At 45.7% G+C, this 11,492-nt stretch carries 10 protein-coding genes; 6 read left to right on the forward strand and 4 right to left on the reverse strand.

Annotated features, from left to right (window positions below; all coding sequences use genetic code 11):
- Nucleotides 1–49 precede the first annotated feature (49 nt).
- The 3 genes from CWO84_RS01590 to CWO84_RS01600 are packed head-to-tail and all read left to right on the forward strand — an operon-like array spanning nucleotide 50 to nucleotide 2,979.
- The gene (locus tag CWO84_RS01590; protein ID WP_101051582.1) at nucleotides 50–655 is read left to right on the forward strand and encodes a TetR/AcrR family transcriptional regulator; all 606 of its coding nucleotides are present in this window, start codon (nucleotides 50–52) and stop codon (nucleotides 653–655) included.
- A 45-nt stretch (nucleotides 656–700) separates the two neighbouring features.
- Entirely contained in the window at nucleotides 701–1,972 is a 1,272-nt protein-coding gene (gene tviB / locus CWO84_RS01595) for a Vi polysaccharide biosynthesis UDP-N-acetylglucosamine C-6 dehydrogenase TviB (protein WP_101051583.1), read from the forward strand.
- A gap of 2 nt (nucleotides 1,973–1,974) precedes the next feature.
- Nucleotides 1,975–2,979 (forward strand): NAD-dependent epimerase, encoded by a 1,005-nt coding sequence (locus CWO84_RS01600; RefSeq protein ID WP_101051584.1) that lies wholly within the window; start codon nucleotides 1,975–1,977, stop codon nucleotides 2,977–2,979.
- A 54-nt stretch (nucleotides 2,980–3,033) separates the two neighbouring features.
- Here CWO84_RS01600 and CWO84_RS01605 read toward each other — a convergent pair whose 3' ends face one another.
- From CWO84_RS01605 to CWO84_RS01620, 4 genes are all read right to left on the reverse strand, one after another.
- Entirely contained in the window at nucleotides 3,034–5,109 is a 2,076-nt protein-coding gene (locus CWO84_RS01605; protein ID WP_084153330.1) for a sulfatase-like hydrolase/transferase, read from the reverse strand.
- 36 nt (nucleotides 5,110–5,145) lie between these two features.
- Nucleotides 5,146–6,408: a putative O-glycosylation ligase, exosortase A system-associated gene (locus CWO84_RS01610; RefSeq protein ID WP_051670096.1), complete on the reverse strand. Its 1,263-nt coding sequence runs from the start codon at nucleotides 6,406–6,408 to the stop codon at nucleotides 5,146–5,148.
- Nucleotides 6,409–6,466: 58 nt separating this feature from the next.
- Nucleotides 6,467–7,426: a glycosyltransferase gene (locus CWO84_RS01615; RefSeq protein WP_033157385.1), complete on the reverse strand. Its 960-nt coding sequence runs from the start codon at nucleotides 7,424–7,426 to the stop codon at nucleotides 6,467–6,469.
- A 165-nt stretch (nucleotides 7,427–7,591) separates the two neighbouring features.
- Nucleotides 7,592–8,359: a polysaccharide deacetylase family protein gene (locus CWO84_RS01620; RefSeq protein WP_101051585.1), complete on the reverse strand. Its 768-nt coding sequence runs from the start codon at nucleotides 8,357–8,359 to the stop codon at nucleotides 7,592–7,594.
- Nucleotides 8,360–8,591: 232 nt separating this feature from the next.
- Here CWO84_RS01620 and CWO84_RS01625 point away from each other — a divergent pair, with 232 nt between their 5' ends.
- The 3 genes from CWO84_RS01625 to CWO84_RS01640 all read left to right on the forward strand — a co-directional run bounded on the left by CWO84_RS01625 (nucleotide 8,592) and on the right by CWO84_RS01640 (nucleotide 11,454).
- The gene (locus CWO84_RS01625) at nucleotides 8,592–9,041 is read left to right on the forward strand and encodes an SUF system Fe-S cluster assembly regulator (RefSeq protein WP_101051586.1); all 450 of its coding nucleotides are present in this window, start codon (nucleotides 8,592–8,594) and stop codon (nucleotides 9,039–9,041) included.
- Between the two features lie 15 nt (nucleotides 9,042–9,056).
- A complete protein-coding gene (gene sufB, locus CWO84_RS01630) occupies nucleotides 9,057–10,505 on the forward strand; it encodes a Fe-S cluster assembly protein SufB (protein ID WP_101051587.1) in 1,449 nt (482 codons plus the stop codon).
- 523 nt (nucleotides 10,506–11,028) lie between these two features.
- Complete coding sequence (locus CWO84_RS01640; protein ID WP_133120633.1) at nucleotides 11,029–11,454, forward strand: hypothetical protein; 426 nt, start codon at nucleotides 11,029–11,031, stop codon at nucleotides 11,452–11,454.
- The last annotated feature ends 38 nt before the right edge of the window (nucleotides 11,455–11,492 follow it).

An 11,492-nucleotide genomic window follows, 5' to 3' on the forward strand; every position in this document is an offset into this window, starting at 1 on the left:
ATACTGCCACAACAGAGAGTAAACAGCAGGTAAAGCTGTATATAAGAGCATGGAACAAGAATTAGAATTAGAAAATAAACCGAATAAAACCATCAGTCAGGACGAAGTGTTGCAGGCTGCTTTAAAGCTGTTTGCCAAGAAGGGATATTTCAATACCTCATTAACCGATATTAAAGATGCGGCGGGTATAACAACCAGTACCGGCATTAGTCAGTATTTCAAAACCAAGCAAGCCATCGCGCAAACCTTGTACGAAAATATTCTGGATAGCCTGAGCATATCGATTGATGATATTCGCCGCCGTAATCGCAAAGCTGCCGAACAATTGCGGGAAATAGTCGATTTACTCTTCAAATTAACCGATGACGCTCCGGAAATCGTTGAGTTCTTGTTATTTGTAAAAAGCGAAGAGTTTTTGGCGGAACCTAAGCCCCTGCTGGAAACGCCCGCGTTTATTAAAATAAAACGGATTTTTCAGAATGGCGTCAAAGACGGCGAGATGAAGGCACTGGATCCCTTATTGGCCTACACTTATTTCTTCGGCATTATCAATCATACCTTGGCGATGGTGTTGAGCGGCAACTTGCCGAAAACGGCGGAAAGCTATCAGGCACAAGCTTGGCTGACGGCGTGGGGCTGTATAGTTAAAAAGTAATTCAAGTCATTAAAACTCAGAGCGGGGCGGAGGAGGATTTACTAGATGTTAGATAACATTAAAATCGGTATGATTGGGCTTGGTTACGTGGGGTTGCCGCTAGCTGTCGAGTTTGGACGAAAATATCAAACCGTAGGTTTCGATATTAACCAGCATCGGATTCAGGAATTACGCGCAGGTCGCGACCATACTCTGGAGGTTAGTGAAGAAGAACTCGCCGAAGCCAAGTTACTGACTTACAGCGCAGATTTACAAGATATAGCCGATTGTTCGGTTTATATAGTCACAGTCCCCACGCCAATCAACGAACATAAACAACCTGATTTGACGCCGCTGCAAAAAGCCAGCGATTTGTTGGGTAAGGTAATAAAGTCCGGCGATATCGTCATTTACGAATCCACTGTTTACCCCGGCGCAACCGAAGAGGTGTGCATACCGATTCTGGAGAAAGTGTCGGGTTTAACGTTTAACCGGGATTTTTATGTCGGTTATAGCCCTGAGCGCATTAATCCCGGCGATAAACAACACCGCGTAACCAATATTCTGAAGGTTACTTCGGGCTCTACGCCCGAAATAGCAGAAAAAGTAGATGCTTTATATAAAAGCATCATTACTGCGGGCACGCACAAAGCCAGCAGCATCAAAGTCGCCGAGGCTGCTAAAGTCATTGAAAATACTCAGCGCGACGTCAACATCGCTTTAATCAACGAATTGGCTTTGATCTTTAACAAACTCGGAATAGATACTGAAGAAGTATTGCTGGCAGCGGGAACTAAATGGAATTTCCTGCCGTTTCGCCCAGGTTTGGTGGGTGGACACTGTATCGGTGTGGATCCCTACTACTTAACCCATAAAGCTCAAGCGATAGGCTACAACCCGGAAGTGATACTCTCTGGCCGTCGAATCAACGATGGCATGGGGGTATACGTTGTGTCGCAATTGGTAAAGCTGATGCTGAAGAAGCGTGTGCATGTCCAGGAAGCTAATGTGTTGATCATGGGCTTGACCTTTAAAGAAAACTGTCCGGACATTCGTAACACTCGGGTGGTAGACATCATTGCCGAATTGAAGACTTATGGCGTCAATGTCGAGGTCTACGACCACTGGGTTAATGCTGAGGAAGCGAAACACGAATACGGTATAACGCCGGTCGCTAAACCGGCGGCGGGAAAATATGACGCGATTATTCTGGCTGTGGCCCATGACGAGTTCAGAAAAATGGCGATTTCAGACGTCAGAGCTTTAGGTACGCCGCAAGCCATTGTGTATGACCTGAAATACTTGTTTCCTACGGATCAAACAGACGCAAGGCTTTAAGAATGAAGATTATGGTGACCGGCACGGCCGGTTTTATAGGCAATCATTTGGCGCTCAGATTGTTGGAGCGTGGTGACGAAGTTATTGGTGTCGATAATCTCAACGACTATTACGATGTTAACCTGAAATTGAGTCGCTTGGATCGGATCAAGGATTTTGCCGGCTATACCGATGTCAGGCTGGATATTGCCGATAGAGCCGGTATGGATGCACTATTCAAAAAGCACCAGCCGCAAAAAGTGGTTAATCTGGCGGCTCAGGCCGGTGTGCGCTATTCCATCGAGAATCCGCATGCCTATATCGATAGTAATATTGTCGGTTTCATCAATATCTTGGAGGGTTGCCGGCATAATCAGGTGGAGCACTTGGTATATGCCTCAAGCAGTTCGGTTTACGGTGCCAACGAATCCATGCCGTTCTCCGTGCATGACAATGTCGATCATCCCTTGAGCTTGTACGCGGCGTCAAAAAAAGCCAATGAGCTGATGGCGCACACCTATAGCAACTTGTATCAATTGCCTACCACAGGTTTGCGCTTTTTTACTGTGTATGGGCCGTGGGGTCGCCCAGACATGGCGTTGTTTTTATTTACCAAAGCGATTTTGAATGGCGAGAAAATCAATGTATTCAACTACGGTAAGCACCGCCGCGATTTCACTTATATAGACGACATCGTTGAGGGAGTGATTCGGACCATGGATCATAACGCTTCGCCGAATCCGGACTGGAGTGGAGAAAAACCCGATCCAGGCACCAGTAGAGCACCTTGGCGGGTTTATAACATTGGTAACCAGAATCCGGTAGAACTGCTGTCTTATATCGAAACCTTGGAACGTTTTCTCGGTAAAACTGCCGAGAAAAATTTATTGCCCTTGCAGCCTGGTGATGTCCCGGATACGTTCGCCGATGTAGAGGCCTTGGTAGCGGATGTTGGTTATAAACCAAACACGACTATCGAGCAGGGGATTGAACGGTTTGTTGCTTGGTATCTTCAGTATTATCAGTGAATAATTTTTGATACCCCGATTGCGCAGTTTTAAACTGTGCAACAGCTTTGTATTTTAATTAGCAGATTCAAATAAAGGGTCACTCTCGATGTGGCTATCCAATAGCTTTTTAAGCTCCGCGAATATATCGGGATGAGACTCTATTACATCCCGATATGGATCGTTTTCTAAGTCGTATAGCTGATACACAGGTTTTGTATAAGTCGCTATATATATTAGTTTCCACTTTTCATTCTGTACGGAACGGCTTTTCGCGCGGATAACCGTGGGATAATGTTTTTCGTTGACGACCAGTGTGCCGGATTTTTTATCAGGAATATCCAGTAATTCAACAATATTGGGATATAAAATTTGTTCAGGATGTAAGCCAGGTATCTTTCCTAGCCAAATCCCTGTTTCTTGAAAAGCAAAAAGCTCCGGCGATGTCTGTGCTTTCACATAAGGAATCAAATTAACACCGTCGAGCGTTGTTGGAATAGGTATATTCAACAAATCTAACAAAGTTGGCATGACGTCAATGGAGCGGGTGGTCGGCTTAAAGTTTACGCCACCAGGCACTCCTGGGCCTTTCATCACCAATGGAATTCTGCCGCTGGGGTCGTTTCCTACCAAGGTATTGCCCTGGCCCCAGCATCCCGTTTCAAAAAAATCCGCACCATGATCGCTATATATGATGACGATGGTATTATCGGATAAATCCGACTTTTCAATATAGTCTATTATTTTCCCCACTTCATCGTCGAATTGTTTGACGCAGCTGTCATATAAATTAATAATTTGCGGGATGTCGAAAAACTCCGAGGTTTTTTCCTGTTTTTTGATAATTTCTTCCGCCGAGGCGAGTCTGGTCATAATAAACCGTGACTCACCTTTATAGTCTTTTGGGGTAAATAAGTTGTAATAGGGATACTCCGAATTGAAAGGGACGTGCGTGGCCGAAGTGAACAAATTAATAAAAAAAGGCTGCGAGTTTTTCGCCGAATGGGCAATTAATTGGCGGCATTCGCGACTTAAGCTTCGGATCAAGGGTACGCCGGCCAGATAATAGAACTCGGGTAAGAAGCGTTTTCCTAATGCGTTATTGGTGAAAAGCGATAATACGTTTCGGATTAAAGACGGCCCTTGTCTTAGTAGTAGTTTGATATTCCATTGATCTTCAGCGACCGAGATTTCCTTGAAGTTAAAACTTAATTTTGCGAAATCGGCTCCGCACCAATCGGAGATGCATGCAGTCAAGTAACCGTGTTCGTTTAATATGTCGATCAAAGACGGTTGCGGTAGTTTACAGTCTGCCAAGGATGGATAATTATCGCGAATTTTATGGTTATGCGGCCATAATCCGGTAAATAGGGACGCAATACTTGGTGCCGTTCTGGCGACAGGGGTTATGCATTTATCGAGTCGTAAGCCGTTCGCGCTTAATTTATCAATGTTGGGGGTGAGGTTTCTGTGATAGTTGCTGCCGCCTAGTCTGTCATGGCGCAATGTATCGGAACCTATCATAATCACATTGGGTTTTGTTTGAGACGATGCTTTAACGACAGCTGGTTCGTTAACTATCGTTGCGTAATAGATGTAAGCATATAAACCAGCCAAAGCTATTATATAGAGCACTAGCGGCGTATTATTTTCTTCGATAGCTAAAAATAGAGCGATTACCGATGTTACAGACAGTAATGAAATTAATGAAAACTTTATGCCGCTTATTATTTTCGGAGATAATATCTTCCATATAACAAATAATCTGGAAAATCTATACTGGAAAGATAATTGAATGGTGCCAGGTGTATACAGGAGTTGGTGTAAAAAAAAGTAGGTAGTAATTAGCGTGGTTGATATTAAGCAGCAGCTTAAGCCTGTGATGAAATTAAATTCTATCAATGTAGTAAGCTTTGATAGTGAATAAGCTGCAATAGAACCGGGTAAGGATGTCAGAAAAAATATGACAAATAACCAAGCGGCTAACCTGGTTAAGGCGAAAACCACATAATACCCAAATTTTTTTTCTATTTCTTTTTGGATGCCGGGTCCGGTACGGGAATAGTTGTGTAAGGTAAGTATTATTAATGTAATAGTAAAAAGCAGTGCGGCAGCAGATGAGCAGTAGAGGGACACCAGTATTTTTTCCATCTCTATTTTATTCGATTGGATGAGTATGATTGGTGGCTAAATTATTATATTTCGATTTTTTTTGTACTGCTGTTCATTTGTGCGTGCTTTTTCCGAAAACTCTTGTAATGCGAATTTTTTAATTAACATCGATATAAATACTAAATGATAAATCAAATCCCAGTAGGATAAACCGAGGAAAGCGGTGCCAACCATATAGCAAATGATCGAGGTTCTGACCATTAGGCTGTAATGGCGTACCCATTCCATGCCTTCTACTCGTTTCGCTTGACTCGATAAACGGGTTAAGCCAAGAACGCTACCCAGTATCAGCGAAATCCATAATCCGAATGCAATAAAGCCATGCTCAGCAAGCATTTCTACGTAAGAACTGTGCCAATCCCGCATCGTGACATGTATCCAGCCATCGAATCCTGCCCCGGTAAACGGGTGGCTTAGTGCATGATTCCAGCCATCTGTCCATGCTTCGATACGTGACATGGCGGATGCGTCCTCCTCATAGGTTTCCAGAGTGTGCATGCGTCCGAACCATTCTTCAGGCAAATAGGGGATTACAAAAAATGTACCGCCGATTACCAGGGGTATCATCAAGTATTTACGTTTGCTGTTTGAGATCAGCGTAAACGTCAGAGCGATCATGGTAAGTAGTGCGCCTCGCGACCATGATGATAATGAAGCGGCATAAATGATAGGAATGGATAGCAATATTCCTTTTTTAAGCCAGCTCTTCCGTACTTCTTTTTCCCATACTAGTAGCAATGGCACTGCAATCAACATCGCAACGGCAAATAAATTGTTGTCTTCGAATTGCGTATTGGGGGGGCCGTATACGCGGTGACCAAAGCCGGTTAGGATGGCAAATATACCACCTTTAACTGCAACAAGGCCGATAGAGGCGCCTATGGTGGAAATCAAATAATAGAGTTTTTCTCTGGTATTGATGAGTACCCATGTGAAATAGAATGGCACAAATACCTTAGAGACGAACAAAAATTTTTCCCAGGCAATATCCTGTAAAGGCGATTGGGTTGTGGTAAATATAAAATAGAACCAAAGTGTTATAAAAACTGAAATTCGCCAATCTTTAGGGATGGGCTGTTTATCTTTGGTGTTGAACGTGCTGACAACAACTACCAAAAATAACACATAGTATACCGGTAGCGAACGTACCGCTCCCCAGGCATAGGCGTGCGGATTCAAGTAGCTGAATATTGCTAATGATAGCACTCCCCACCATGGTTTTTTTAATGCGGCAACTATGCAGCATATCAGAAAAATAAGAACAACTATGTCGCGCACGGAGTTTAATTTAGTAGGTTTTAATGCATTTAACTAAGCTTTTAATGGACAGCTTAATTTAATTATTTATTAATAATTTGTTTTTCCAACGTGAAAAACAGCCACATATTTGTCCGAGAGAGTAGCTGACATTCATTGCCTGGCGCAGGCTATGTTTTGCGGTAAATGCCAAGGCAAGCCATTGCCAAGTTTGGCGGACAATTTGCGAGATTAAGAATGGCGGTATGCCCAGGTAGGTGCGATGGTAGACCGGAAAGTCATTAATCGCTCCGCGATAGCCGGCCAGAAAATGAACATCTAAAAAGTAGCGCCGCCGCAGTCGCCAGGGTTCGACGGCGTGAAGTATTGCCATGTCCGGGCGGTAACGTATTCGGCGCTTTTGCTGGAGCAGCACATTAAACATCATCACATCTTCGCCTCCTCCTATGGTTTTACCTTTGCGGTCATACCTGCGATCAAAGCGCAATGCCGGATCGTTTCGGAATATCGCCATGTCGTATGCAATGTTGCCGGCCCAAACCGGTGTGGTGCTGTCTTCTATCCAGAAAGCTTGTTTGCCGTGATCTAGCGCACCTAGAAATCCCAACAATTCGTCGTCAAGCCATTCCGGACGCTTATGGTGCGTAAAGTCTATATCGATTCGTCCGCCAACACATTCGGCGCCTTCGCTGAAGTATGCGTGTGTAACGGTTTCTAAAAGTCCGGTTAAAGGTAGTTCATCGTCGTCGATAAACACCAGAATGTCGGAATTGATTGCCTCTTGTATGGCTCTGTTGCGCGCTGCGACTATGCCTTGGTTGGGCTCGTGCACCCAGCGGAGCGTCGGGCCGGGTAGTTGCTGAAGTTGTTTCAATACATCGCTTGTCGCGTCGCTACTGTTATTGTTGACAGCAAGAATTTCAAATGGAATCGGACAAGATTGTGCGCGCATGGCAAAGACCAGGTTCTCCAGTCTTTCCGCTCGGTTGTAGGTGCAAAAAGCGAATGTGAGCTTTTTAGAGGCTTTTTCCAGGCTCATTTTCGATATCTAAATGCAGAGAGTGGTAAAGAGTTGCCGGGCAAAGTCATGTTCTTAGGGTTTTAGGCTCGGCGTAAAAGTATTGAATTCTGGTGGGGACGAATTTATGCGCTGTTTATCGCTGTTGGTTCATAGCGACGCTAAACGCTGCATTGGTATTTGTCATCAACTCGTATGACGCAGTTTATCCCAAACACGGTTCGCATAGTAGCGAGTCATCTTTTTCCACGATACGTCGTTGTCCGCAAAGTTTAGTTTGCGGGCTAGTGTGCTGACGCTGTCGCCGGAGAATATGGCAATACGCCTAACTAGGTAAGGGTTTGGTTCGCTATCAAACCAGCCGGGGCGGGTGGTGCAAGCCATGCTATAGCCTGTCTGTTCGGCTAGGGTGATTGAATCCGAGTTGAATCTGCCAAAGGGATAGGCCAGGCTGCTGACTTGGGTTGACAATAAATCTTCGAGGACAGCTTTGGCTTTTGAAAGTTCGGATTGTTGTTGGTCGGAGCTGAGTAAGGATAGGTCTGGATGCGAGCAGGTGTGCGAGGCAATTTCCATTCCGGCTGTATGCATTTCAAACAAGCGTTCCGCCGTTAGCATCCGTGTCTGAGTAGATGGTTTGCCTAGCCAATGGGCATGACCGCCGATGCAATCGGTAGCGATAAACCATGTGGCCTTCATCCCAAGCGCCATCAGAGGCAAAAAAGCCCCCGAATAGTTGTCTTCGTAGCCATCATCAAAAGTAATGACCACACTTTTTTCAGGTAGCGATTTGGCACTTTGCAAGTCTTTGAACAAAACCGTTGTCCAACCTTCTTGCTGTAGATACCGCAAATGCTTCGCAAACAAGTCCGCGCTTATGGAGTAATGCGACTCGGGTTGAGCGTCGGGCGTACCGTGATACATCAAAACAATAGGGCTGCGAGTTTGGGACATGGCTTTTATCAAATGGCTTATGTTTCGTTCCTTAAAAATAAGTGTATTGCAAAAAACCAAGATTTTCAGGGAAAAGTTATCTCAGGCTGTTTTTCCGGGATGCTAAGCCAGATAGCGCAGTGCACGAAAACCCAAAATAAGGTGTCCATGCGAAAGTAAGATTTTTAATAACCAAGCTATTTACTCAGGATTTAAATAAGACTAAAATGGTCCTAAATGAAAAGAGAGTGTAATGTTAAGGCTGAGTAAGTTGACGGACTATGCCACGGTTATCTTGAGCTATATGGCCAGAGACAGAAGTCGCGTGCACGGTGCCCTGGAGATCGCAGAAGCGACAGGCATCGCGCAGCCTACAGTCAGCAAAATATTAAAAATATTGCTCAAGGCCGGCGTGTTGAGTTCCATGCGGGGTGCCAAGGGCGGTTATGCGTTGGCTAGAGAGCCGAGCCGAATTACCGTGGCAACCGTGATTAGTGCTTTGGAAGGGCCGATTGCGCTGACCGAGTGCACGGCATCGCACAAGGGTTGCGATCAAGCCAGCGGTTGCCGGATACAAGGCAATTGGCATTTGATCAACCAAAAAATCGCCAACGCGCTCGAGTCGGTTACTTTAGCCGACCTGATTATGCCGTTTAAGCAGCCGGACGAAGTCTCGATTCCGGTTAACCAGTTGTTTCGCTAATTATTGAAAACGATTATGTCTACTAGTGCCCAAGAAATTGAACAATTAATTAGTCAGGAATACAAACAAGGCTTTGTGACTGAGTTGGAGGTCGATACCTTTCCGCCGGGTTTGGACGAAGATGTGATTCGTCGACTGTCACAAGTCAAAAACGAGCCGGAGTTCATGTTGGAATATCGGCTGAAAGCCTTTCGACATTGGCAGACCATGCCGTCGCCAGACTGGGCGCAACTCAAGATCGATCCTATCGATTATCAAGCCATCAGCTATTACTCCGCGCCCAAATCAAAAAAAGCGGGTCCTAAAAGCCTGGACGAAGTCGATCCGGAATTATTGGATACCTACAAAAAGCTCGGCATACCTTTGGACGAGCAGGAGAGACTGGCCGGAATTGCGGTGGATGCGGTGTTCGACAGCGTGTCGGTAGCTACTACCTTCAAAGGCAAATTGAAAGACGCCGGGGTGATTTTCTGTCCGATCTCCGAAGCCTTGCAAGAACACCCGGAACTGGTCAAACAATACCTGGGCAGCGTAGTGCCGACCGGCGACAACTTTTTCGCCGCGTTGAATTCCACAGTATTTACCGACGGTTCCTTCGTATACATACCCAAAGGCGTGCGTTGTCCGATGGAATTGTCCACGTATTTTCGTATCAACGCCGCCAACACCGGCCAGTTCGAACGGACTTTGATCATCGCCGACGAAGGCTCGCATGTGTCTTATCTGGAAGGCTGCACCGCACCGATGCGCGATGAAAACCAGTTGCATGCGGCAGTGGTGGAGTTAGTGGCTTTGGACAACGCCCAGATCAAATATTCCACCGTGCAAAACTGGTATCCGGGCGACAAAGACGGCAAAGGCGGTATATACAACTTCGTCACCAAGCGCGCCGAATGTCGTGGGCATAACTCCAAAGTGTCCTGGACTCAAGTTGAAACCGGCTCGGCGATTACCTGGAAATACCCAAGCTGCGTATTGCTGGGTGATGACTCGGTCGGCGAATTTTATTCGGTAGCCTTGACCAACAACCTGCAACAGGCCGATACCGGCACCAAGATGATCCACGTCGGCAAGAACACCCGCAGCACCATCGTGTCGAAAGGTATTTCCGCTGGCAGGGCGCAAAACACCTATCGCGGCTTGGTCAAGGTCGCCAAGTCCGCCGAAAACGCCCGCAATCATACCCAGTGTGATTCGCTGTTGGTGGGTGATAAATGCGGCGCGCATACCTTTCCTTATGTGGAAGTGAAACAGCCGACCGCTCAGGTTGAGCATGAAGCGACCACTTCCAAAATCAGCGAAGATCAATTGTTCTTCTGCCAGCAGCGTGGTTTGTCTGCCGAAGATGCAGTGTCGATGATTGTTAATGGGTTTTGTAAGGAAGTGTTCAAGGAATTACCGATGGAGTTTGCGGTTGAGGCGCAGGCGTTGTTGGGAATTAGTTTGGAAGGGGCGGTTGGTTAAAAGGGTTTTTGCGGTTTTGTAGGTTGGGTTAGGCGGTAGCCGTAACCCAACACGGCGGCTTTTGTTTTTATCGTTCCCACGCTCCGGCGTGGGAATGCGGGGGTTGGACGCTCCAGCGTCTTTAGGGGTTGTGTCGCTGTCGCGACGGGTTGTTTTGAAGTCGGGTCTCGGCCCGACAGCCGAGATACTTTCTTTTGCTTGGCCAAAAGAAAGTATCCAAAGAAAAGGCCACCCGACATTCCGCCTTAATCCTGCGCTTCTCGCTTTTGGCGAGGGTTTTCGGAAGGGCCATCCCTGGCCCTCCGAAAACGAGCGGCATCCCTGCCNACCAAAAGCTGCGATGCTCGGGGCGGAATAACGGGAGTAACCCAGTCGCGGATTTAAAGCAGTTGGATGTTTTTGATGTTGAAAGAATTTGTAGGATGTGTAGACGATAGGAGGCGCATCGTTCGCTACAGATGCGCTTTACTAAATTCAGCACATCTATGAGCTATGATTATTTTAATAATAATTGGTTTTTATTATGTCGTTAGATTCAATTATAAGTTTGTTTCTTGGGATTCCAATAGGTCTTGTTAGTGGTCTTTATACTGGTTTGATTGTTACAAGGTACTCACGATTCTCAGATCTTAGAAATGAGGTTTTAAGGATTATTAGGGCAATCGAATATATGCCGGGGACGGGTGATCTTGGGAATGTGAACGTATCTCATACAGAAGGCCTTCGGACATTTAATAATATTGCAGGTGATCTATATTTTTTGAAACATGAAGATGCAGGTGATTGTGTCCTCAATCTGCTTAATAATATTAATTCAGCATCCGATAGTGTACAAAAAGGTCGAATTGATAATGTTGAGTTTGGTAGGCAACATGCTTTGTGGCAAAAAAGCGCCAGAGAGTTAACTCCTAGTAAAAAAGTTTTATGGGCCTTATGGGGAAACATTTGAGGCAGCGTAGTTCCGATTAGTGAAGCGTAATGGGATGA

Origin of the sequence: Methylomonas sp. Kb3 (assembly GCF_002834115.1) — a bacterium.
Lineage (GTDB): Bacteria > Pseudomonadota > Gammaproteobacteria > Methylococcales > Methylomonadaceae > Methylomonas > Methylomonas defluvii.

Excerpts from the sequence above, each read along its gene's own strand:
- CWO84_RS01590 (WP_101051582.1), top strand. The coding sequence starts at position 50 with ATGGAACAAGAATTAGAATTAGAAAATAAACCGAATAAAACCATCAGT.
- tviB (WP_101051583.1), top strand. The coding sequence starts at position 701 with ATGTTAGATAACATTAAAATCGGTATGATTGGGCTTGGTTACGTGGGG.
- CWO84_RS01600 (WP_101051584.1), top strand. The coding sequence starts at position 1,975 with ATGAAGATTATGGTGACCGGCACGGCCGGTTTTATAGGCAATCATTTG.
- CWO84_RS01605 (WP_084153330.1), bottom strand. The coding sequence starts at position 5,109 with ATGGAAAAAATACTGGTGTCCCTCTACTGCTCATCTGCTGCCGCACTG.
- CWO84_RS01615 (WP_033157385.1), bottom strand. The coding sequence starts at position 7,426 with ATGAGCCTGGAAAAAGCCTCTAAAAAGCTCACATTCGCTTTTTGCACC.
- CWO84_RS01620 (WP_101051585.1), bottom strand. The coding sequence starts at position 8,359 with ATGTCCCAAACTCGCAGCCCTATTGTTTTGATGTATCACGGTACGCCC.
- CWO84_RS01625 (WP_101051586.1), top strand. The coding sequence starts at position 8,592 with ATGTTAAGGCTGAGTAAGTTGACGGACTATGCCACGGTTATCTTGAGC.
- sufB (WP_101051587.1), top strand. The coding sequence starts at position 9,057 with ATGTCTACTAGTGCCCAAGAAATTGAACAATTAATTAGTCAGGAATAC.
- CWO84_RS01640 (WP_133120633.1), top strand. The coding sequence starts at position 11,029 with ATGTCGTTAGATTCAATTATAAGTTTGTTTCTTGGGATTCCAATAGGT.